The sequence below is a fragment of the Parabacteroides sp. TM07-1AC genome (genome assembly GCF_003480915.1).
Classification (GTDB): Bacteria; Bacteroidota; Bacteroidia; order Bacteroidales; family Tannerellaceae; genus Parabacteroides; species Parabacteroides chongii.
In genome coordinates this window covers 197,095-222,177 of record NZ_QUKD01000006.1, presented here as the reverse complement: position 1 = coordinate 222,177, position 25,083 = coordinate 197,095, and the positions used below count along the sequence as shown (strand labels likewise).

12 protein-coding genes are annotated in these 25,083 nt (G+C 41.0%); 1 reads left to right on the top strand and 11 read right to left on the bottom strand.

The genetic code is table 11. From position 1 onward, the window contains the following. Nucleotides 1-15: 15 nt before the first annotated feature. The 11 genes from DXD68_RS14065 to DXD68_RS14015 form a co-directional block, all read right to left on the bottom strand. Complete coding sequence (locus DXD68_RS14065) at nt 16-3,168, bottom strand: SusC/RagA family TonB-linked outer membrane protein (protein ID WP_122362196.1); 3,153 nt, start codon at nt 3,166-3,168, stop codon at nt 16-18. A 64-nt stretch (nt 3,169-3,232) separates the two neighbouring features. Next, the gene (locus tag DXD68_RS14060) at nt 3,233-6,115 is read right to left on the bottom strand and encodes a glycoside hydrolase family 38 C-terminal domain-containing protein (protein WP_122362195.1); all 2,883 of its coding nucleotides are present in this window, start codon (nt 6,113-6,115) and stop codon (nt 3,233-3,235) included. An 18-nt stretch (nt 6,116-6,133) separates the two neighbouring features. Then, nucleotides 6,134-6,331 carry a hypothetical protein gene (locus tag DXD68_RS14055; protein ID WP_122362194.1) on the bottom strand — a complete coding sequence of 66 codons (198 nt, stop codon included), beginning with the start codon at nt 6,329-6,331 and terminating at the stop codon, nt 6,134-6,136. 272 nt (nt 6,332-6,603) lie between these two features. After that, on the bottom strand, nt 6,604-9,768 hold the full coding sequence (locus DXD68_RS14050; RefSeq protein ID WP_122362193.1) for a GH92 family glycosyl hydrolase: 3,165 nt from the start codon (nt 9,766-9,768) through the stop codon (nt 6,604-6,606). 160 nt (nt 9,769-9,928) lie between these two features. Next, a complete protein-coding gene (locus DXD68_RS14045) occupies nt 9,929-11,917 on the bottom strand; it encodes a DUF5054 domain-containing protein (RefSeq protein ID WP_122362192.1) in 1,989 nt (662 codons plus the stop codon). 137 nt (nt 11,918-12,054) lie between these two features. Further along, nucleotides 12,055-13,548 (bottom strand): RagB/SusD family nutrient uptake outer membrane protein, encoded by a 1,494-nt coding sequence (locus tag DXD68_RS14040; RefSeq protein WP_122362191.1) that lies wholly within the window; start codon nt 13,546-13,548, stop codon nt 12,055-12,057. Between the two features lie 12 nt (nt 13,549-13,560). After that, entirely contained in the window at nt 13,561-17,007 is a 3,447-nt protein-coding gene (locus tag DXD68_RS14035) for a TonB-dependent receptor (RefSeq protein WP_122362190.1), read from the bottom strand. Nucleotides 17,008-17,171: 164 nt separating this feature from the next. After that, nucleotides 17,172-18,134, bottom strand: coding sequence for a FecR family protein (locus DXD68_RS14030; protein ID WP_122362189.1), 963 nt, complete (start codon nt 18,132-18,134; stop codon nt 17,172-17,174). 93 nt (nt 18,135-18,227) lie between these two features. Then, nucleotides 18,228-18,794 carry an RNA polymerase sigma-70 factor gene (locus DXD68_RS14025; RefSeq protein WP_122362188.1) on the bottom strand — a complete coding sequence of 189 codons (567 nt, stop codon included), beginning with the start codon at nt 18,792-18,794 and terminating at the stop codon, nt 18,228-18,230. 146 nt (nt 18,795-18,940) lie between these two features. Continuing rightward, nucleotides 18,941-20,377, bottom strand: coding sequence for a Gfo/Idh/MocA family oxidoreductase (locus tag DXD68_RS14020; protein ID WP_122362187.1), 1,437 nt, complete (start codon nt 20,375-20,377; stop codon nt 18,941-18,943). Nucleotides 20,378-20,711: 334 nt separating this feature from the next. After that, a complete protein-coding gene (locus DXD68_RS14015) occupies nt 20,712-21,266 on the bottom strand; it encodes an NAD(P)H-dependent oxidoreductase (RefSeq protein WP_122362186.1) in 555 nt (184 codons plus the stop codon). A gap of 523 nt (nt 21,267-21,789) precedes the next feature. Here DXD68_RS14015 and DXD68_RS14010 point away from each other — a divergent pair. Next, on the top strand, nt 21,790-25,080 hold the full coding sequence (locus tag DXD68_RS14010) for a SusC/RagA family TonB-linked outer membrane protein (RefSeq protein WP_122362185.1): 3,291 nt from the start codon (nt 21,790-21,792) through the stop codon (nt 25,078-25,080). Nucleotides 25,081-25,083: the final 3 nt, after the last annotated feature.

Sequence of the window (25,083 nt, the reverse complement as noted above, 5' to 3'; positions counted from 1 at the left end):
TTGTTCAATTATTTATTAAAAAGTAACATTCAAACCGAAATTAAAATTCATTGTCTTAGGATAAGAAAAGAATTCAACTCCTTGTCCTGACATATTCGCAGTTTCAGGATCATAACCGGAATAACCGGTAATCAACAAAAAGTTTTCCAAATTTGCATATACCCGAAGGTTTCTAGCCCCCAATTTATTGGCAAAAGAAGCAGGAACTGTATAACCGACCATTAAATTCTTAAAACGAATGTAAGAAGCATCTTCAATCAGGTCGTCGTCAATCTGCAATTCCTGAGCATTTCCACCGATGGTAGTACGTGGACGTTCTATCATCGTATTTTGATTATCCGGTGTCCAATAATTCAAGATACTCGCATAACTGTTCGCATACCAACCTCTTTGTTCACATACCATACGGGCCAAATTGATTGCCTTATTTCCACTTTTACCTTGAATATCCAAAGTCAAATCAAAATTTTTATACGAGAACGTATTACTAAGACTCATTTCAAAATCCGGATACAGATTTCCTAAAGTAAATCCATCATTCTCATAATCGATCTTTCCGTCATTATTCCGATCTATATACTTCTTATCGCCCGGTTTTTTCCCATAACGAGCTGCCTCTTCTGCCTCATTGGTACCCCATGTTCCAGAACCGTCACGCTTCAAACCATAAACTGTACGCAATGCCTCACCTTCACGAATCAGATTATAATTGATACCGATAAAGCCACCATCCCAAATATCGGAATGGTCATCCGTCAATTTGACTACCTTATTTCGGTTCATACTAAACAACAACGTTGAATACCAATTGAAGTCTTTCCCTTTAATATTATGAGTATTCAATGTAAATTCAAAACCGCGATTTCTGATTTGTCCAATATTAGCCATAACCGAACCATAACCGGTTATATAAGAAACAGGTTTGCCCAGCAACAAATCCTTTGTATCTCTCCAATACCAATCCAATTCAGCCATAATACGGTTATCCAGGAAACCTACATCTACCCCGAAATCATACTGTGTGGTAGTTTCCCATTTCAAATCGGCATTCGGCATTCCTGATTGTACCATACCCTTGCTTATCTCTTTATCTCCAAAAACAACATTGGTATTAGCGATTGTGGCTAATGTAGAATAAGCGCCAATTCCGGCATTACCGGTCTGTCCTATACTTGCACGCAATTTCAAATTAGAGATTGCATTCACACTTTGTAAAAAATCTTCATTTTTTACCACCCACGCCAACGCCATAGACGGGAAGAATGCATAACGATTATTTTTACCAAAAACAGAAGACCCGTCATAACGTCCAGTAGCAGTCAACAAGTACTTACTATCAAATGAATAATTTCCTCTTACATAATAAGAATTCATTCTCCACTCGGTAAAGCTGGAACTCGGTATACCCGCTTTCTCTGCCACTCCCAAATTATTCCATTTGTAGAAATCTGTAACAAAGCCGGTACCGGAACCACCTAAATATTCAGAATAGGCACCATTCCAGGAAGCACCACCCATCAAATTTAATTTATGTTTTCCCCACTGTTTATCCCATGTCAAGAAATTTTCCGACTGCCAATACACATAATGAGTCATTCCAATACTGGCATTTGCTCCGGAAGAGGAAAATTCAATCAAATCCTTCCCTGAATAAAAACGGTCTCTCGCCATTTTGACTTCGGCAGCAACTGTCGACTTAAGAGTCAAACCATCAATAATTTTGATGGAAAGATCTGCATTCCCTAATAAATGTGAGTTGGTATGACGACGATCTATCTCTTTAGCAACTTGTATCGGACCATCTGAACTTGCCCAAAACGGATTCAGATTATCATAATCCAGCACACGTTTACCGGCTGCATTCAAAGCATAGTCTCCATTTTCTTTTTTTGCCGCAGGGAATAAAAAGTCACCAAAGTTTCCATAACTACCATCTGCATAATAATCAGGAACAACTGGGAACATTTCGATCATAGAACGATTCGGAGTTACGCCGCCCACAGCATAGTTATCGATCTGATTCTCTTCTGAATAATTATAATTCAATGAAGTCGACAATGATATATGATCATTTATCTTCGTATCATTCGTCAATTTTGCATTGAAACGAGTATAAAAGTTTTCCAACATAATACCCTGCTCATTCTGATATCCCAGAGACACTGTCGTACGAGATTTCTCAGAACCCGTATTTAATGTCACATGATGACGATGCGAAAAAGCAGTACGTGTAGCAGCATCCTGCCAATCTGTATCATAAAGCGGGTTCCCATTTGTATCAAATAAATTGGGGTTCACCTTATGCCAATCAACCGGTTCGAAACCATCATTCTCAAAAGATTTATTCAATAAAGACATAAACTCTGAAGAGTTCAACAAATCCAGTTTATTCGCCATATGGGCAACCCCCAGATTCATATTATAAGATACAGTCGTACCGCTACTAAACTTACCACGCTTCGTCGTCACAAGGATTACCCCAGCTGCACCACGGGCACCATAGATAGCAATGGAAGAAGCATCTTTTAAAACGTTCATCGACTCTATATCATTCGGGTTTATCAAAGAAATATCTGCCCCCACAACTCCATCGATAACATACAAGGGATCTATTGACGCTTTAATAGATCCTATACCTCTGACAACCACAGATAAATATCCACCCGGACGACTGGAATTGTTATTAACAACCACACCCGCAATCTTTCCACTCAAAGCATCTATAGGATTTACAACTTGCCGCTCAGCTATCTTTTCAGAAGACACATTCCCAACTGAACCGGTTAAATCAGACTTTCTGGCAACACCATATCCAATAACAACAACCTCATCCAAGGCTTCCGCATCTTCCTTTAAGGTGATTTTCAAATTATCACTAGCCTTAATTTCAATCGTTTTGTAACCTATATACGAAATAACTAATGTCGCATTAGGACTAACATCCAAATTAAATTTACCATCCATATCAGTTATGGTTCCTGAAGTGGTACCTTTCACTCCGATATTAACACCAATCAGAGGCTGTCCGCTTTCATCAAGAACAGAACCTCTGATCTGCTTCTTGTTCTGATGAACAACCATGCTACTATTTTCAGCATGTGTACCTTCCAGACAGAAAGGCGACAAAGTAGCTATCAGCATAGCCACACTCATAATTCTTCTTATCATAATTATAGAATTTAAGGAGGTTGCCCCAGTTTTGAGGCAACCTGTATTGTTAAAATTTATACTTTTACCACTCTATATTCAAAGCCATAATTCCTTTAGCAGGAACAGTTATCTGATTTTCTTTATTGGGCAATTTGACCTTTTTACCATTTTCATAGTAATAAATAGATTTAGGCTGTCTTATAGCCCATTGCAAAACAACTTGTTCTTCTTTGTCAGAAAGAGACAACAAACGAATCGTATTGGACTTTCCTTTATTGATTACCTGATAATTAGACAATACAATTTTATCACTACCGCTAATAGAGAAAGCATTTTTAGACCTAAACTCTTTTTGAGTCTGCACAGCAATCAACGGACGATATTGTTCCATCGCAAACCGATTCGAACGAACTACATCATACGCACCGATATGAGGTAAAACACGATATTTATAGCTGATCTTACCATCCTGGCTTAAACGGAAATTCGTATGCCAATGATTATTTAAAGCCCATGAATAAATTACTGAACTGGGTTGGATTTCCCGGATCCATTTCGGAGAACCATCAGCTCCACCAATAATGTTAGCCGTGATGTCTCCGCTTTCAAATGCACATGCATTCATTGAACACCAAGTTATACCTTTATTCTCATTGGATATGTTCAGCCAACGCTGCAAAGTAATCCAGTTTCGGTTTCCAGCCTTCAGCTGGTCTTTTTCCAACTCCATAACTCCCCAAGGAATATTGACTCTGACCTTGCTTTGAGGAACATCAAACGCAAAACCGAAATGAATACCCTCTTTCTCTAAAACGGCCTGCTTGTCAACTACATTATTAAACTCAACACTTGCAGAACCTTTTGTCAGCCGGATCTCACGTATCAGGCTATTACAACCTTTCGCTTTGGATGTAACAATCAATGAATTGACCAGCTCACCTCTTTCCCCGACGGAAACCTTTATCTCCGTATCTTTTAATGCGCGAGCAGAAGTATTACCTCCTTCCAAATACCGAAAACTATTCAGGGCCGAAAGAGCCTGCGAATCAACAAATTCTTCTCCTTTATATACCAGGTTAATCACGTCTCCTGTTATGGGATCGACAATAACTTTTACAATGCCATTATCCAATGTTGTACCAGACGATTCTGATAAACGATTAGAGTGCGATTCTTTTTTCAATTTGAATGTTTTATTACCCAAGGCCGGAACTTCCTCTGCCATGAATACCAATTCTCCAGTAGATAGCTTTTGAGATACAACATACTTACCATTCGCATCCTGCAACGACTGAAAAGAGTTTGCAATCTCTTTTGATAATGTAACCAATCCGCTTTGTGTCCATGTATTGGTATTGAATACGGTAACAATATCCGAGCTTTTATCTTCTATATTATTATAAGCCATCTCCATTACCTGATCGGTCAACTCTTTTGCTTTATCGAAATAACCCAATTTGGTAGCCAAGATATTATCACTGATCGGCTGTTGAGCCGGTGCCATATACGCCCAGGTATGTTCCGTGCTTAAAATAATATTGCGCCATGCTTCCTGAATTAAATCAGTAGGTTCTTCTTTGCCTGGTTGTAACATGCCCCATAAAATTTCGGCCTGTACCAACTTGTCTTTTACCTCACGACTTTCTCCTGTCTTTTCCGCACTAGTACCCAGACCGTCCGTCCAGTATTCCGTGTAATCCCCCTGTAAAGTAGGCAATTGGTCTGCATACTTTTCAAAAGCTTGCATCATTTCCGTTGCCGTACAGATTTTCACATGTGGAAAAGCATATTCTTCATTCCAGCTTTTGACGGCATCGGGAAGATCCACATCAATAGGCGTGTTATCGGCCATACACCAAGTCATCGGGAAAACATCATACGGATAATCTTTATCTTTCTCCAGCTTAGGCAACATATCTGCCAAATAAGAATCGATGAAGTTTTCTCTTGGATTATCTGTCTTAACAACAGGAATCAGTTTAGACCGATCGGTTTGCCCTGCCAGTTTAGGCCAGAAATATTTACCCTTAGCCAAAGCTCCTGGAGTATAAGCACCTGGTTGTAAAAATAATACTTTCGACTTTCCATCCGGACCTATCCACCAAAAAGGTTTGAAATTCATTTCCGGAGAAAGCCCTGTCCGGTCATAACCGTTAAATAGGGATAAGCAATAGGAAATACCCAATTGATTAGCTGCAGAGACAACTCCCCAGGATACACCGGGTATATCCACCTGAACCATTGTTTTTACCTCTTTACCCGTCTCTTTCTCCATTTTTTTACCGAAAGAGAAGAGTTGCAACAATTCCTCATCACTACTGGCACTTGTATTTGTACTGACATAACCGGCATCGACAGATATATAGCCTTTCTTTATTGCCTCAATCAGCTTCTTTTTCTTTTCCGGTGATTCGCTATTCAGGTAACGTTCGATCGGCCAGGTGACTTCCGGATTCCAACGGAAACGGGCATCTTCCGGATAATTAGCCGTCTTTTCAGCTAAATCCATCGCTACATCCAGATTTCGTTTATGAATGAACTCCACATTTTCCTGCGTATTTGTATAGCCTATGTCTACATGAGAATGAGGATAAATATAAACAGTCCAATGTCTCATTGCCGGAATGACTACTTCTCGGGATACTTTTTCCCCTTCGATTTGCAAACTGGCAATAATCGTATCGGTTTTCGCCAAACCGATCTGAGGTAATAATAGAACCGGAATAGAATCAGGCCGGGATGCCCGTAACACAGTTGTTTCATTACCTTTCTTTGAGAATATTTCAACTTTTGCACCGGTTATATTCTTATTTCCCCGATAAGTCAAAACGATTTCACGACCAGCCTCTTTATCAGACCGGTATTTATAATGGTTACACACTCGAACATCCAGTAAATCCGGCTGAACAGTTCCTAACGCTGCTGTGCTCCATAAAAGCAACCCTGCAATAAATTGATGTTTCATGGTATTTAATCGGTTAAATTATTTATTATAATTAGAATCCATAAACCATCTGTGCCTAATTGATTTCAATTGGGCTTGTACTCTACCATCATACAAAATGATGTAATCTCCTAATACTTCTTGTGAAAATTCCTGACTGAATAAACATACTGTAATAGGAACACGATCTGGCTTTCCAACCAGCATCGTTGTTAAAAATTGTTCTTTTAAAGCCATAATGTATATAGTTTTACTATTTAACCGATTAAAACAATGCAAAGCAAGCAATATTCTTAACTATTATTATTATACTATCATACTATTTTCTTACACAATCTTACGATTACGTTTTTTTATCTCAGAATACAACTTTAATGATATTGTATTCTATCATCAAAAAAGAGCCATATCAAACTCTATATTGAGTAATGATATAGCTCTTCTAAACTTGTTAATTATAATCTGTAAGAATATACCTATTGGTTTTAGTCACTCTTTTGTAAAAAATTTTATTGTTTGGCTTCTTTCCCCATTTCGATCACAATCTTCCCTCCTTTCAATACCTCTTCCTGCGAAATCCGGAAACCATTTACCGGTTTACCGTTCAAGGTAACCGATTGAATATATTTATTCTCTTTGGATGCGTCGGGAGCTTCTATCACGAAAGTCTCGCCGCGATTATATTTTCCATCCAGCCGGATCGTGATTTTGGGATAACGCGGAGAAGCCAATTCATAGTACGGCTTTTCAGAACATCCGCCATCCATCTGGAACAAACCGAGAGCACTCATGACAAACCAACTACTCATCTGTCCCAGATCCTCATCCCCCGGATAAGCATCGTAAGGAGTGGTTCCGTAATACTGCTCCTGTATTGCCCGTACCCATTTCTGCGTCAGCCAGGGAGCACCTGCCCAGTTAAAGAGATAGGCAACTTCCATAGAGGTTTCATTTCCGTGGTTGATCGGGAAAGCAGAAAAGTTATCACCTGCCGCATTAAAATTGGCATGCGCCGACTGCTCCATCGCTTTATCCAAACGGCTTATAAAACGGTCTTTACCGACCATACCGATCAATTTATCCGGATTATGAGGTACGAACCAGGAATAATTGAAGGCATTTCCTTCGGTAAACCCGGGTGTATGATACGGATCGAAAGGCTCTACCCAATTGCCGTGTTCGTCCTTAGGACGTATAAAGCCGGACTTCGGATCAAACAAATTAGACCAATTGTTCGAACGTTCATCAAACAGTTTAAAGTCATCGGTCTTTCCCAACACTTTAGCCATCTGTCCCAGACACCAGTCGTCGTAAGCATACTCCATCGTATTGGAGACAGTTCCTTTCCCTGCGGGAATATACCCATACTTCATATAAGGAACCAGGTTCTCTACTCCGACAGTTCCACCACCTTCATACTTCTGAGGAGGTGTTGTCATCATCTTTTTCAAACCGTCATACGCTATATTCAAGTCAAAGTCACGTATACCGCTTTGCCAGGCTCCCAGTATCTGGGAAATCGGATGCATGGCAACCATCACACCGGTATGTTCTATCCCGGCAGGATCCGTATTGAACCACCCACTATTCTGATAAAGCTGAATGGCCGAACGTGCCCATTTGCTGGATATTTCCGGAGCCATCAGATTGAATAACTGCTGATTATTCCAGAATGTATTCCAATATTCACCGCTTACGATACAATCGTCCGGTTTCTCCAACTGCCTGATCCTTTCATCTTCATCCACAAAACGACCGTCGACATCGCTCCAGGTTGCTTTGGCTGCTAACGCGCGGTAAAGGTTGGTATAGAACTTCTTCTTTTGCAGATAATCGTCCGTTTCAATCGCTATTCTTCCCAGGTATTCATCCCAAACGGCACGGGCATTGTTCACTACTTTCTCAAAATCCCATCCAAAAGGATCAGCCAGTTCCTGCTTCAGGTTGTTGCGTGCCCCTGCCATATCTACCAGAGAAACACCGGAACGGACTAAGATTTCTTCGTTCTCTTTCGTCTTATAATTCAGGAATATACCGACATCGCCTTTGCCTTCTATCATGGTGATATTCTGCCTGATTTCCGCAGGGGTTTCAAACTCGTGATTCCTGTTCCATCCGGGGATATAACCGGTTACCGGCTGAACACCTTCATTCACCCATCCGCCCATCGAATCGAAAGGTTTGCTGAACTGGAGGACGAAATACAATGTATAACTCTGCTCCAATGTATATCCGGTAAATGCATTATAATAAGTGGCATAACCTTCTATTTCCGTATCGCTGACTTTCGTTACACGGGTATTGACCAGATTATGCGGATACTCGTTAGGAGTGAACATATCGATCAGGATACGCGCATCTTCCCTGGCAGGGAAAATATATCGTTGTAAAGCTGCACGGCGGGTTGCCGTTATGTCCGCTTGTATCTTCGTATCCGTCATATACACGGAATATTTACCTATTTCTGCCTTTTCCGACGATTTGTCAATCCGCGAACGATAACCCTCATCCGGAAAATCTTCCCTGCCGGGATTAACTTTCAGTTCGCCGCAGGTCGGTTGCATCAGAAAGCCGGTCATCGTCCAGTCGCTGAAATGGTTGAAGCCCATGATGTTTTCTATGGTATATTCGTATCCGGCTTTCCATATCTCGTCCTGGTTATCGGGAGCGATCTGCACCATGCTCAAAGGGAGACTTGGTCCGGGTTTGAACATCCAACGGGAATTACCCGTACCCATTAGCAAGTCTACATCGTCTGAATAGGTATGCAGCGGTTGCGGGCTACGAATCACTTCACCTTTATAAATAACATCTTTGCCATCCCGAATTGTAAATTGCAGCTTTTCTTGTTTGCCTTTAGCCTGTGCAGCCGGCATCAATATTTCCTGGATACTCTCCCCTACTTCGATCGTACGTGAAACAGGAGCACATCCCTCTACTGCAAAAGTCAACTCCCGGGGTGCATCAAACTGGCTCATATCCACCAAAACCGGCAACATACGTTCTCCATTCTCTTTTTGATATTCAAAAGGTGCAGCTTTTACGGAACGTATCAACGAAGAAAACGCTTTCCCAAGTTGTACAGAAACCGGTGTTTCCAACCGGATACAATCGAAAATAGCCCATGTGCCTTTTATGGTTCCCAATTGGATCTTATTCATACCGGGAGTAAGCCATGAAGAGGGGAATTGTATATGTATCTCTTTCGCTTTTCCTGTCCCCTTATTTTCCAGAAACTCCGCAGCATTCTCCCCGTTCAGTTCTTCTTCGAACCGATGACCGTTGATCTCGACCCGTATTTTGATCGGCTTACTATTATGTGCCCCGGTGAAAAAGAAAGTAAGAGAACATTCCCCTTTTCCGGAAACTTTATCCAAATTAAAATAGATAGAAGGGAAATGTCTCGGATGAAATCCGGCCCAGTACCCACCGCCAGCCCAACCATCCAACGGTCCCGGCAAAACATACGACCAGTGTTTTCCAGGAGTAGAATATCCTACATAAAAAGATTTCTCTCCCCCGAAGTTCGCCAGAAAACTTTTGTAATTATCGGGATAGAGGGCAAACTCCGCAGCGGAATTGTCCTGCTTTCCTATTTCGAAAAGGACTTTATTTCCTCCGTATATACCGGGAGGCGATAGAAGAATAAAAAGAATTAAGAATAGATGTTTCATGATCTTTAGCTTTATTTCAAATTAACACTCATGGTTTCCTGGCAATATTAACCGGAGCCATCCAGTCTAACAGATTACAAAATAAAAACAACCATCAGTACCACGCAATAGCAAATAGCTGTTTATTCCGTGGATTATTAATGTTTTCTGTATACAATAGTTAATCTATCCGTTCGATCGTGAAACGATAAGTTAACGATCCCTCATTCCACATACGGAAATTTGTATTCCAAAGATTATTACTCAGATTAAAATGAATACCGCCCTTTTTGTCGGGGTATTCCAATGAGTAGTTTATACCTCTCGCCTCACCTACATTAACCAGGAAAGCGGCTTCACTCCATATGCGGATGGTTCCGGATGAAGTCACCAAATCCACATAACGGTCGATACCGTGCTGCTGACGATTCCCTTTTTCTACCACATCGAACAGATCGACACGCTCACCGACTTTCTCTGCTACGATCGAAAGAATATCATCCGTATTAAAAGACAACCAATAGGCCTCCGGCAAGCGGACCGCAGGTTTATCTTTTATAGTCAAAGTGACTTCCGCTTTCTTTCCATTCTTATATTCCAACACATCCACATACATCTTTTCAGGATATACCCGCCGGTCAACTTCAGGACGCTCCGGGAAAACAAGCTCATTCACCGTCCGTATTCCTTTCTTCTCTTTACGAACCTCCTGCCTGATGGTCTGTGCAGGGAGAGAGACACTTATGGCTTTCGATTTATCCAGTTCCGGTTTACCTATATCAGCCAAAGCCCATCCATAATGAGCACGCAAGTAGTTATCCAGATAATGCTGATAATCAGCGGCATCATACATTTGATATGATAATCCTTCTATCTTCAAAATGTCATTTTTCAATACAGCAGCTTGCCAAGGCGTTGAAGCCACCGATTGGGATTTCTCCGTAAATGAAGGAACAACCGGCTCGTCAATCTCTTTCATTTTGGCCAACGCCTCTACCTGCAAATTCTGAGGCAGGTATTGAATCGCATTATAAATATAATCATCCAATTCCTTCCACGATGCTTCCGCTTTCCGGAAAGGTGCGGTAGAACGAGCCGGTAAGAAAAGATCCGTATCATATTTGTCCCAATTATGAAGATGTGTTTTCACATCAACACCCTGTGTATGTTCGGCTATCAATCCTAGTTCCAAAGCAAAATCAAGTGCCGCATCGCTGTTCTTGTCGATTTTCTTTTCACGCAACCACTGAGAATAGAGTTCGGACAACGCCCTGAATTTTGCCATTCGTATCGGAGCACTTCCATAACCGTAAATCCAGGTATCCCCTATTTCTGATGTAACTATCGGCAACTGGTCCTGCATAGCAATCAGCTCTTCCGCTATTTCATTGAAAGAAGAGGCTATCAAACGGGCTTTCGGATAACGTTTATGTAAATCGGCATAAATTGCCTTCACTTTTTCATAGGGGTGAGGTCCATGATTATCTCCAGTAAAATTAATCGAGATTACCACTTTTCCTCCCGGAAGTATATTCTCAGAGCCATAATCCTGCTGATAGACCAAAATCAATTCACTGCCATCCGTATCTCTCCAACAGCAAAACTCAGGTACGGAAGGAATGGGACAAGCCGGATTCACGCCTATATGCAGAAAACGAATACCGGCACGGCTCATCGGAGCCACAATACTGCGTGTATGCCCCGGTACATCTGTCATCTTTGCTGCAATCGTTTTCTTTCCGTATTTTTCATCCAGCTTATGTGACAAAAGCAAGCAAGTCTCAAACAAATCCCGATTCATCGATTCCGACTCGACGGTATAGGGCACTGAATTCCAAACAATGTCCCCTCGCCGGATAGCCGTTTCCAAACGTTCCACTTCTTTGGGCGATGCCGTATGGAGGTATTTCCAGATCAACCATGCTCCCGTTGTCCAAACATATTTTTCACTAGCATTCTCGGCACGTAACTTTTCCGATACATCCAATGCCTTCGGTATAAATTCCGTTATATAACGCTGGGTTACCACGGAACTCAAATCGGTAAAACCGACATCCAGATGCGTTTTGAAAACAACATACACTTTCTCGACAGATGTATTTATTTCCTGTCCATTGAGCTGGACTATTCCCAAAGATATAATTAAGAGAGAAATTAAAATTCGTTTCATGTGTAAATGATAATTATATTCATAAAAAAAACAGCATACAGAAACTATTAATAGCAGAATATATTTTCTGAGATCTATCGATGTACCCTGTATGCTGTTCCGATTTCTACAATCAATCTCTAAAATACCAATTCATATTAGTATCCGGGATTTTGCTTAATTTTCCCCTGAGATTCATCTATGATATTCTGTGGAATAGGGAATAACACCATATGTGGTTGAGCAGTCGTATATCCTTCTTCATGAGCTGTAGAAATTAACTTGTCATGACGAATCAAATCCCGACGGCGATGCCCTTCACAGAATAACTCCCTGCCTCTTTCATCCAAAATGAAATCACGGAATGCCTCTTTACTCGCAGTAGCAGCTGCCGGTATGGAGTTAGACAAACCTACCCGGGCACGAATTTGTTCTACATAAGAAATTGCTTCTGCCGTAGGACCATTTTGTTCATTTATAGCCTCTGCCAACTCCAGTAAGACATCCGCATAACGATGAACAACGACATCGTTTCCTGAATACTCGGTTGTTTGCTTTGGATCTTCGGGATATTTTATTGGAAGAGCACCTTTCTTCAAGTGTTCGAAATTATCACGAGTAGCCAACACAGAGTCCGTAGCCCCTTCAGGCAAATATTTAAACTCTCCGACCAGAGAATTCAAACGGTCATCTCCCTTTTCATATTTATCGTAAAAACTCCATGGAGTATTATGAACATACCACCGCTGAATTTTATTGTTTGCCAAAGGATATCCCGGAGGAACAATATGTGTTAACCACATATTACCCTCTCCTCCTTCTGCAAGACAAGGTATAGCCCATATAATCTCATTATTCTTTGCATTCTCAACTGAGAAAACAGAAGAATAGCTCGGCTGCAAAGCGTATCCCAGCTTCGTAATTTCCCGGCAAGCGGCTTCAGCATCCTGCCAACGCTTTTCCTGCATGTACAATTTCACCAATATGGCATAGGCTGCCCCTTTCGTAAAACGCCCCCAGTCGTTTGCAGCATAAGTTGACGGTAAAACAGACGCTGCACTCTTCAAATCACTTTCTATCAATTTAACAAATTCCTCTTTAGAAAGACGTTCAAGAATAACTTCATTTTCCGGATTTCGAAGTATTTCCGGATCGGTGACCACTCCTGCTGTACCATAAAAATCGTACAACATGAACATATACTGCCCCCTAGCACATTGTACTTGGGCTATCAGTTCATTTTTACGATCCTCATTCATCGGAGTACGTTGCAAATCATCCATTAAAAGAGTAGCCCGACTCACATGTTTAATGAAGTTTGTATAATGCTTCGTTACATTACTCTCTGTTGATGACCATAAAAAACGTTCAACGACCTCCAGGTCATTTCTTGTTAATCCCATCTCATCCGTAACCAAATTGGATTCCATAAAATAACTAGCCACATGAGCACTAAATATACTACCGCTCCAACCGGCTATAAACGGACGATATATAGCTGTTACTGCCGCACGGGCATCGTCTTCGTTCTGGAAATAGTTTTCCGGAATAATTTTATCATTCACAACTGGATCCAAATCCAAACAAGATGTTAGTCCTAAAGAACAAACAGCCAATAATGATATCGCATTTTTTTTAATAAGTCTTTTCATATTCTATAATTATCAGAAAGTTATATCTACACCAAATGAAACTGTCAATTGAGTCGGATAAGCAGCCATACCGTCCATTTCAGGATCCACACCGCTATACTTTGTAATAACGAATGGATTTTGAACATCTCCGTAAACACGAAGATTCTGTATAACTTTATCCAAATTTTTAATCTTAGGCAATGTATATCCTAATGTGATATTCTTACAACGCAGGAAGTTTGCGTTCTCCAGCCAAAAATCAGAACTCCGATCGTACGGATTCATTATACTGGTCGGATATTTACCAGTCTGATTATCATGAGCCCAACGATCTCTTACGGCCGTAGCCATATTCACGCCGTTCTTCAGGAACCAGGAACGTTTCAGATACCAGTCGTAAGCCGGGTTTTCCAATTGTCTGCCAAAATAACCATAGAAGAATATATTCAGGTCAAAACCTTTATAAGCAAAGGTATTACCAAAGCCCAGATAGAACTTGGATGTTTTTGTTCCCAGGTAAATAACATCCGCATCGTCCAGCTTACCGTCCGGTCCTTCCACTAAGTTTCCGTCTTCATCACGTCCGTTCAAATCCTTATACTTGATCATACCAGGCTTGGCATTCGGCATATGAGGCAATTTGCATGTACCGTCCGGATTCATATCGCCCGGCTGTACCAAACCATCAGAAATATACAGATAGTAGGAATTCAACATATCCTTTTCATTCTCATAAATCGCTTTTTTCCATTGGGGATTTCTTTCCAGCCAACGGTCACGATACAAAGAGAACACGACATCTGTCGACCAGGAAAACTCACCGATCAGATTACGGGAAGTAATACCCAATTCAAAACCTTTACTGCCCTTCGCTCCGATATTTGCCATCACTTTACTGATCGGATTATACTGCATAAGGACCTTTTCGTCCAACAAGTCAGAAACACGGCGGGTAAAGAATTCCATAGAACCGGTAATCCTATTCTGGAGAAATCCGAAATCAAGACCCACATTCAATTCAGTCGTAGTCTCCCATTTCAAATTAGGATTTGCCAGCTGGCTTTGTGCCACACCGACAGACTGTTGGTCGCCAAAATTGTAATTATCACCTGTAGAATAAAGAGCCAATGCATTATTTCCAATATTCGAGTTACCGGTTTGTCCCAAGCTGACACGCCATTTCAAATCAGAAACAATCTGTTGTTCCGACATAAATTGTTCATTGATCATACGCCATGCCAAAGCGACAGAAGGGAAATATCCCCATTTATGGTTTTCCGCGAATTTAGAAGATGCATCACCACGCATAGTGGCAGAGATCAGATAACGGTCAGCGTAGTTATAATTCAAACGAGCAAAAACAGATCCCAGCACTTCTTCATTATCAAACGAACCGACAGACGGTTTCGTATTTTCACCGGCAGCCAGGTTATTCCATTTAAAAGCATCCGTAATAAAACGGCTGTTACCCGCATTGAAACCATTTGAATTAAAATGCTGATAAGAATAGCCGGCCATTGCAGAAAAATTATGTACTTCATTAAACGTTTTTGTATAAGAAGCTGTCAAATCAAATAATTTACTTGAACGGTTCGAATACGATTTAGAAGCCTCACCACCAGCCTTTTGTCCATACAATGTAGTTTTAGGCACGTATGTATTACGTTCACCTTTCTCTTGCTGGAAACCGGCATTCATTTTCAGATCCAGCCCTTCGAACGGAGTAACGATCAGATAGAAGTTTCCTAATAGCTGGTTAACCGTACTTTCATCCGCCATATCCAACAGAGAAACGGCATTTGCCAAATACGGCTGATCCGGGTCCAAGGTATAATTACCCTCCTCGTCATAAATCGGAAGAGACGGGTTTGCATTCATCGCAGCTCTGATAACTCCGGCATTCTCATTTTGCCCACTACCTAATGCCACGTTATCACTCTTCACCTGACTAACATTGAAGTTAATACCGGTTTTAATATATTTACCTAACTTCTGATCGAAATTTGCACGACCGGAATAACGCTGAATACCATTATTCTTAACTACTCCCTGATGATCATAATAATTTCCGGAAATATAATAAGAAGTCTTGTCCGTACCTCCGGTCAACGACAAATTGTGCTGTGTAATGACACCGTTTCTTTCCACGGCTCCCAGCCAATCCGTTGTCTGGGCATTTGCTATCTGATCATTCGAGTATTTCGGACTAAAAGGAGCCACCGCAGACGGATCGGTGTTGCCATAAACTCCTAATTTGTTTTCTGACAAATAATCTTCATAAAGAACCCGGTTTGTCTCTGTCATAAAGCCTTGTGCATCCAGCATATCAATCTGTTTGACTCTCTTTTGAAAAGAGACGGAACCGGAATACTGTACTTTCGGCTTTTCACCTTGTTTTCCCCGTTTTGTTGTGATCAATACAACACCATTGGCAGCCCGGGCTCCATAGATAGCAGTTGCAGATGCATCTTTCAGAATTTCAATGGAAGCTATATCTGCCGGATTCAAATTATTCAGAGGTGATTTACTCCCTGATTCATATCTGTTACCACTTCCCGGCTCCATGTTTTCCGTAGATATAGGGAAACCGTCGATTACATAAAGAGGTCCGCTATTCCCGGCACCACCGGACGCATTACCACGGATCTGCATCCAAACACCTCCACCGGGTTGTGCACTTTGTAAAGAGACTTGCATACCGGCAGCCTTCCCAGTCAGCATCTGTCCTAAAGACATATTCCCGGCCTGGGGTAAATCGTCTGCTTTAACCTGAGTGATTGCGCCGGTCAGGTTACTTTTCTTAACCGTACCGTAACCGATCACCACAACTTCCTCAAGACTCTTTGTATCTTCTTTCATACTTACATTAATGACAGCCTTGTCTTTAACGGTCACTTCCTGAGTCAAATATCCGATATAAGAGAACTGAAGGACTGCATTAGACGGAACTTCCAACGTATAGTTACCATCCAGATCTGTCGTAGTTCCCTGTACGGTGCCTTTAACCAGGATATTAGCACCGATGATCGGCTCACCATTCATATCGGTAATAACCCCCGAAACTTTTCTGGTCTGTTGTGGTCCGGTCAGGCTAGTTTTATCCGTATCTACCCTGCGAAGAGAAATATAGTTTTTTGAGAACTCATACGTAATACCTAAATTTCTCAACGTTTTATCAAGTACTTCGGATATTGGTTTATTACGAGCATCGACTTTCACTTTCTGTTGCAAATCAATGTCACTCTCCCCATATACAAAAAGATAATTTGTTTGTTGCTCGATCTCATTGATCAGTTTATCCAATGAGATTGTTTTCTCTGTAATTGTGATCCGAATATTCTGCGAATTAGAGATCGTTGCGTGAGTACTAAGGATACCCACAAGAATTAAAAAGACGGATAATCTCATAATACGAATAAGATGCTTAATTTCAATATCTTTAATAAAGTCAACGAATAGCAATAAGTTTTTTTTCATAACTTTGCTTCTAATTTAAAGTTAATACTGTTTTTATCTGAGTGCAAAAAAGAAAGAATAGTACGACTTTGGGGACAGGTGTACCACCACTTGTCCCTGTTTTTTTACTATTCCCAGGTTGATTTTTAATACGTCATAGGCAATAGATTTAAGTGAAACATTATTTAGTAAATCTCTATGAGACTCTCATTCTCTATCTTATAATTAAAACGATGTACTCCCTGAAGCGCTTTCAAAATATCTTTTACTTCATCGTTCTGCCGGAACTTTCCTGAAACTTTATGATTCAATGAGGTTGCATCCTTCAGCTCAAACTTTACATTGTACCACAATGAAAGATAATTAAGTATTTCAGAGAAAGGAACACCTGTAAAACTGAATATCCCGTTTTTCAGATACTCCTCATTGTCAAAAACACAACCGGTCTTTATAAGCCGGTTATTCTCCAAATAGGCTTTTTCATTGGGAGAAAGGATCACATTATTTTCCTGGTTCTCCCTGTCATATACCTGAACCGATCCCTCTACCAGATCCGTTTCGAACCGAGGTGATTCCGAATAGGCAAAAACATTGAACTTCGTACCCAGTACTTTTACATCATACTTTTTCGTCTGGACTATAAAAGGATGTTTTGCATCTTTTGCCACCGAGAAATATCCTTCTCCGTCAAGTTTTATCACACGGTTCTTTTTATTAAACTGGTTCGGAACTTTTACTTTCGTCCGCGGACTAAGCCACGCTTCTGTTCCGTCAGCCAACGTTATATAAACACGTTGTCCTTTGGGAACATCGATCAATGTACCCGTTGTATCTTCCAATCCGCTATATTGCGTAAATGCAAACCATGTACCGATGATGGCTATAGCTGCAACAGCCGCGTATCTTAACGCATATATGGAAAAAGAGCGGAATCTCTTCCTTCTTATTCGGGTCTGCAATTCCTCCATTTTCCGGGAACTCCACACTTCATCCCCTTTCTGACGAGCCATAGAAGACAACGCCACCGATATTTGCATACGAGCGTACTCCTTCTTTTCTTCCTCGCTGGCATTAATCTGGTCAAGAAGCTGATCCTTCTCCTTCAGAGAAAGTTCATCTGTGAAATATTTATTTATTTGTTCATCCATGAACTCCAGAATATTATTGATTTCATAAATACGACGAAATAAATAAAAAACACCCCTAGATGAAAACTAACTTTTTTTGAAAAAAAGTAACTGCTAAATAATAAAGATAAATAAAGGAAGGTAATCTTTCAGTTCGACACGAAGTTTTTTTAGTGCTGTAATTATCTGATTTTCTACGGTTTTAGTCGATATATTCAGTCGCTCGGCGATCTCCCTGTATTTTAGTCCCTCCATCCGGCTCAGGATAAAAACTTCACGACATTTCTCCGGCAGACTATTGATGGCATTATTTAAAATGACTTCAATATCATCTGTAGAAAGAGCATTTTCATCAAATTGCTGGAGGGCATACATTTTCAGTTGTAACTCTTTATCCATCACCATTTCGAACTCTTCCCTCTTCCGTTCCACCAATTTCTTCTGTCTGATAAAATCAATACATCTGTTTTTCACCAGCACAAAAAGAAAAGCGTTCAGATTGGAAAGGTTTCCCAATACCTCCTGATGCTCCCACAAGTAGATAAAGATATCCTGAATTATATTTTCAGCATTTTCCGTCGACAAAACAAACTCACGGGCAAAGCGGACCAGTTTCGGAAAGTATATCGAATATACTTTTGAAAAATCAGGGGCATTTCTATATATGGCATCCTTTTGCATGTGAAGTCTATGATATTTGTTAGAAAGTTGATCTCATCCAGACAAAAGTATAGAATTATTCTATAAGATACGTTTTTTGCATAAAAAAAGACAAGCCTGCTCCTACAGGCTTGTCTCTTCAATCAATATCAATAAAAAGTTTTTTACTAAATAGTATAATATTCTTCCCATCCTTTACGCGGAGGCTGGCCGGAAAGCATCCGGTTAGCAAAATCGTCATTGACGATCTCTTTCGTCTCACGATCGAGCACCAGCTTACGATTCAAGCGCTGAGCCAATACTCCGAGACAGAAGACCTGGCTTAACGGACCGGCAATGGAGAACGGTGAACGTGTCTTTTCCTTTCCCTGGCAAGCCAGCAGGAAGTTGGCATAATGATTCGACGGGCTTTTCTGATATTCAGGAAGAGCCGGATTCAAATCCTTCGCAATCTTATCCGGAATGACAGACAAGGTACTGCCATGAGAACCACCTTTGAACGTCAACGTTTTCGTATAAATCTCCTTACCCGGGTTCAACTTCATCAATTGAAGTTTACCTCCGGCTACAGTCGGTATATTCGGGTCGACATCAGAGGAACCGAAGTTTTCCGGTACAGGAGGAATATTATCCAAACCATCATACCAGGTCACATCTATTGCCGGCATATTTCCCCTTTCAGGGAATTTGAACAGGATCGTGGAAGACATCGGGAAGAAGAATGGATTATGATCTTTCAGATATAAAGGATTCACTTCCGAGGGCAATCCCATATCCAGAAATTCATGAGCCGTATCGAGGATATGTGCTCCCCAATCTCCCAGCGCGCCCATACCGAAATCATACCAGCAACGCCACTGTCCCATATGATAATCATGATTATAATCATGGTGCTGCACTACACCCAGCCAGGTATCCCAATCCATTGTTTCAGGAATCGGTTCACCCATCGGCATATGTTTGATATTCGGATTCCAGCCATGCCAACGGCGCGGAGAGTTCATATGAGCTGTGATAGCTGTCACATCCTTGATCAATCCGGCTTCTTTCCAGGCTTTGAACTGGAAGTAATTTGCTTCCGAGTGTCCCTGGTTACCCATTTGTGTAACAACACCATATTTCTTTTCACCCCGCATCATCAGTTCTATTTCCTGGAAAGTACGGGCCATCGGCTTTTCTACATATACATGTTTGCCATGAGCCATTGCTTCCATCGTAATCGGGAAATGAGCATGGTCGGGAACGCCTACCGTTACAGCATCGATCTTATCCGCCATTTGGTCGAACATCTTACGGAAATCCTGGTAACGGGGCACTTTGGGGAACATAGAGATCAGTTCCTGTGTATGCGCCGCACCCATGTCTACATCACAAAGGGCTACGACATTACACAATCCGGTTTTATACAATTCTTTGGCAATCTCACCTCCCCGGTTACCAATGCCAATAAATGCAATATTTACTTTTTCGTTCGCACTTACGAACGGTACGCCCGGCATTGCACCCGCCTTCGAAGGGATCCAAAACGAAGGAACTGCAGTTGCTGCCGATAAAGCCAATGCCCGCTTCAGAAACGAGCGGCGTGAGATGTCTTCTGATTTCATGGTATTTTATATTAGATAATTAATTGTTTGCGCAAACATTAAAAACATCAACTTCGCAAAAATAGATATTTTTTACTGATATAAAAGGGTTTGTAGAAGAAAGTTCTTAAATTAATCCAATACAATTGCCTTCATCCAATAATTTCGTCCGCACAATAAGATTGAAAACTCCTGTCTTTTTTACCTGTCGATAATTATGAACAAGCCTGTTGACAATTGTGGGCAGGTTTGCTGACAATTATCAACAGGCTTGCCCACAATTATCGACAGGCGATTAGATTGGCAACTGATTCTGGTTGCCACGTATAGTTATTCAAGTCACATTACATTATAATCACCAGATATTCTGCGTTGTATGACTGGTCAATACTTCTTCTACCCGCTGCTTATAGGCTTCAGCTCCTGCCACTATATTTCTGGAAGCATCTCCACTACCCATTCCATAGACAACCAACGGTGTATTCCAGACCATTCCGGCATGTATCGCACATCCCTGATAAGGACGCAAAAGTTCATCCATTGTAAAACAATTTCGTCCGCCACTGCGGTAAGCTGCATATTCCGACCCAGTTGTCGTGACGATCTGCAACGGTTTACCGGCTACGGCAGGTGTCTTCGCCAACGAAGTGAAAACTTCATCCAACCACCTTTTCAAAAGCGAAGGAGCCGACATCCAATGAAAAGGGAACTGAAAAATAACCATTGAAGCATCAGAGATGATCGTACTCCACCGATTTACATCAAAAGACTGATCCTGATATTCATACAGATCGTATACCATCACACCGTCAATATCCTTTACTGCATCGGCTAAAGCTTTGTTTGCCTGTGATTCTTTCAGGTTAGGATGAGCCAGAAGAATTACTACTTTTTTCGAACCGTCATTCATATTATTGCTTTTTTATAATGTAAAGTTGTATTCCTGTTATGTTTTCACCTTATTACTTAAATAACAACTAATTACAAAGAAAGGATTTTTGAGGATCAAGAAAAAATAGCGAGACGCCATATTTTAACATATAAAAACAATTATAGAAAAAGAGTGTCTTTCGATTAAATTCAAATACAACATAGTGATTTTTAAATATATAGTTACATTATAATGTTTTTTATTATGATATTGTTCTAGTAGAACTATGGAATTCTGTCAAAAAGAAAGCTGATATACAGGCTTAAAATAGACTAAATTTAATTTAGGAAGATTAATAAGATGAGTGTGTGCGCTAAAAAGGTTAATTTTGTCTCAAATTAGTTGTAATTAGTTATTAAATAATATAATCAAAAAGTGAAATGTTAACTGCTAATCTGGTTTTTGAAGAAATTATGAAAGAGTTCTACTAGAACTACGATTAATTCAATCATACTTAAACAAATTATACACACATCTATTTTTACTTATAAATCAAACGCTTATGTCTAAAAGATTGAAATTTCCGAGCTTAATTTTGCTTGCCGGCGCATTAGCTTCTCCAGTAGGAGCCTACGCTGACTTATTGCCCGACAAGCAAAGTGTAAACATTTCCCAACAGAGTGGGAAACTTACAGGAATCGTAGAGGACGCATTGGGTCCTGTAATCGGAGCCTCCGTAGTAATCAAAGGCACCACTAATGGTATTATGACTGACCTCGATGGCAAATTCACACTGGAAAATGTCAAAAAAGGACAGGTATTACAAATTTCTTTTGTCGGATATAAAACAAAGGAAGTTGCTTACAACGGACAGGCAACGCTGAAAATCTTTCTGGAAGAAGACTCACAGGCTTTGGATGAAGTTGTAGTAACTGCCTTGGGTATGTCACGTGACAAAAAATCACTGGGTTACTCCATGACCGAACTGAAAGGAGATGAAATCGCCAAAGTAAACTCTCCTAACCCGATCAACGGTTTGCAAGGTAAAGTGGCCGGTGTACAAATCAACATGGGTAACTCCGGTCCGCAATCTTCACAACGTATCATCATCCGTGGTAACACTTCTTTAGGAGGTAATAACCAGCCGATTTTCGTGATCGACGGTATTATCATCGACAATGAAGTAACAAAAACCGGTCAAGGTCAAGACTGGGGTAACGATTTGAAGAACTTGAACTCCGATGACTTCGAGTCTATGTCTGTCTTGAAAGGTGCTGCCGCTACCGCCTTGTACGGTTCGCGTGCTGCCAATGGTGTAATCTTGATTACTACTAAGAAAGGGCGCAAAGGTGAAGGTATCGGTATTTCCGTTTCTCACACACAACAATGGGAAAAGATTTATGCAACCCCCGATTTACAAAATGAATTCGGTTCGGGTTCATCACCTGTGTGGGCATTGAACGAGGATGGCACAGAAAACCGTTATACCTCAGCCGGACGTAGTTTCGGACCGCGTTTCGACGGCAAGCCGTTCTATGTAGACGGTCAGGAAATGAACTATTCTGCCAAAACAAACAACTTGCAAAATTTGTATAAGACCGGTCGTTACATGAACACGAACGTGGCATTGCAAGGTGGTTCTGAAAAAAGTGCATTCCGCTTTTCTTATTCTAATCTGAATTCCGATGGTTTGACTTTCAACAACGAGTTTAAACGTAATTCATTCAGCTTAAACGCGTCACACGATATTAGTTCTCGTTTGAAAGCAGAAGGTGGTTTCTCTTATATTGAATCAACGGCACAAAACCCGACTCGGCAGGGTGGCTCAGGATCTCCGATCTACGACTTCATGTACAGCATCGCCCGTGAATATGATACAGACTATTGGCTGAAAGACAAACGTTATATCAGTCCGGCAGGCGACGGTTACAACTCAATGGACCCGTACGGTTACTCTAAAACCATCTACGATTACCTGGAAAACATCTACACACAAGATGAAATGAGTGTACGCGGATACTTGAATCTGGATCTGAAATTATTGGATTGGTTGTCTGTAAAGGTAAAAGGTGACATCTATAAATTGTACACTACCAACGAGTCAAAAGTAATGGCAACAGGCGCCAGTAAATATGACGGGGCAGCTTACAAAATTCATGAAAATAAGAAAGACCAGTACAAGATTACTGGTATGTTGACTGCCAACCATTCGTTCGACGACTTCAACATTAGTGGTAGTGTGGCTGTTGAGCAGTGGGACACAAAGAGTGGTTATCATAAAACCGATTCAAAGAACGGTTTGCGTGTGCCTGGTCTGTTTGACATGACCAACTCTGTACAACGAGCTGAAACAGAAGTAAGATACAACACCAATCGGAAACGTATCAATTCTATCTATGCTTTCGCCAATATGGACTATAAAGGCGTTTACTTCCTGGATATCACCGGACGTAACGACTGGTCGTCTGCATTGATCTACGAAAACGGTACAGGTAATACTTCTTACTTCTATCCGTCGGTAGGTGCCTCTTGGTTATTTGTTGAAGGCCTGCGCGAACACATGCCGGAGTTCATCTCTTTCGGTAAGTTAAGAGCTTCTTACGCCATTGTAGGTAATGACTGTTCACCGTATTTAACGACCGGTACTGGTTACTATGCTTTCGACAACACATTCGATAATCAATTGAATAGCGGAACCTATCCGTATTACAAATTCGATAAGGATGAATTACCTAATTTAAATTTGAAACCAGAAAAACAGCACTCCATCGAAGTTGGTTTGGATATGCGTTTCTTAAAGAACCGTTTAGGTTTCGACTTTGCTTGGTATAAGACCAATACAAAGAACCAAATCTTAGGTTTGCCAATCGCATCTGAATCGGGTGTAGGCAAGCGTTGGATCAATGCCGGTGACATCCAGAACAAAGGTATCGAATTATTGATCACCGGTACTCCGATTGAAACGAAAGATTGGCGTTGGGACTTGTCATTCAACTTGACACGCAATACAAATAAAATCGTTTCCCTGTTTGAAGGTGTTGACAAATATCAGTTGTTAGGTGGTGGTACAGATACACAAGGATGGGCTACCGTAGGTGGTTCTTACGGTGATATCTATACTTCGTATGGTTACACACGCAACGAAAAGGGTGAAAAATTACTGAATGCAGACGGTTCTTATCCTCGTTCAAACAAGAGTGTAAAAATCGGTTCTCTGCAACCCAAGTTCTTGTGGGGTGCCAATACTTCCGTAAGCTGGAAAGGTGTTACAGTAAATGCAGTAATCGATGCCCGCTTCGGTGGTGATATCTTCTCTGCTAGTTATTACTATGGTATGAATTCCGGTAATATCAAGTCTTCACTGGCCGGTCGCGATACGCAATATGGCGGTCTACCTCGTACATTGGCCGATGGAAGAACAGTGAACGACGGTGTCATTCCGGAAGGCGTATTCATGCCTGGCACAGAAATCAAAGGTGTGGACGTTTCCGGTATGAGCTATCAGGCTGCTTACGAAAAAGGATTGGTTGAACCGCTGTCGGCTTACAAGTATTACGACAATGTATATAGTTGGTCAAGCGGTATCCGTGAAGAAGGTATCCACAAATGCTCATGGATTGCTTTGCGTGAAGTTTCCGTACATTGGCAATTACCTAAAAAATGGGTAGAAAAAGCATATATGCAGAATGTAAGCGTCGGTTTGATGGCACGTAACTTAGGCTTCCTGTACAACAGTCTGCCCGACAACATTCATCCGGAAGGTTTGAACACAACTTACAGTTCCGAATATATGGAAAGTGGTGGTGCGGTATTCTCTCGCAACATCGGTTTCAGTGTTAATGTTTCATTCTAATCA

Coding starts and splice junctions, on each gene's coding strand:
- DXD68_RS14065 (WP_122362196.1), bottom strand. CDS start 3,168: ATGATAAGAAGAATTATGAGTGTGGCTATGCTGATAGCTACTTTGTCG.
- DXD68_RS14060 (WP_122362195.1), bottom strand. CDS start 6,115: ATGAAACATCAATTTATTGCAGGGTTGCTTTTATGGAGCACAGCAGCG.
- DXD68_RS14055 (WP_122362194.1), bottom strand. CDS start 6,331: ATGGCTTTAAAAGAACAATTTTTAACAACGATGCTGGTTGGAAAGCCA.
- DXD68_RS14050 (WP_122362193.1), bottom strand. CDS start 9,768: ATGAAACATCTATTCTTAATTCTTTTTATTCTTCTATCGCCTCCCGGT.
- DXD68_RS14045 (WP_122362192.1), bottom strand. CDS start 11,917: ATGAAACGAATTTTAATTTCTCTCTTAATTATATCTTTGGGAATAGTC.
- DXD68_RS14040 (WP_122362191.1), bottom strand. CDS start 13,548: ATGAAAAGACTTATTAAAAAAAATGCGATATCATTATTGGCTGTTTGT.
- DXD68_RS14035 (WP_122362190.1), bottom strand. CDS start 17,007: ATGAAAAAAAACTTATTGCTATTCGTTGACTTTATTAAAGATATTGAA.
- DXD68_RS14030 (WP_122362189.1), bottom strand. CDS start 18,134: ATGGATGAACAAATAAATAAATATTTCACAGATGAACTTTCTCTGAAG.
- DXD68_RS14025 (WP_122362188.1), bottom strand. CDS start 18,794: ATGCAAAAGGATGCCATATATAGAAATGCCCCTGATTTTTCAAAAGTA.
- DXD68_RS14020 (WP_122362187.1), bottom strand. CDS start 20,377: ATGAAATCAGAAGACATCTCACGCCGCTCGTTTCTGAAGCGGGCATTG.
- DXD68_RS14015 (WP_122362186.1), bottom strand. CDS start 21,266: ATGAATGACGGTTCGAAAAAAGTAGTAATTCTTCTGGCTCATCCTAAC.
- DXD68_RS14010 (WP_122362185.1), top strand. CDS start 21,790: ATGTCTAAAAGATTGAAATTTCCGAGCTTAATTTTGCTTGCCGGCGCA.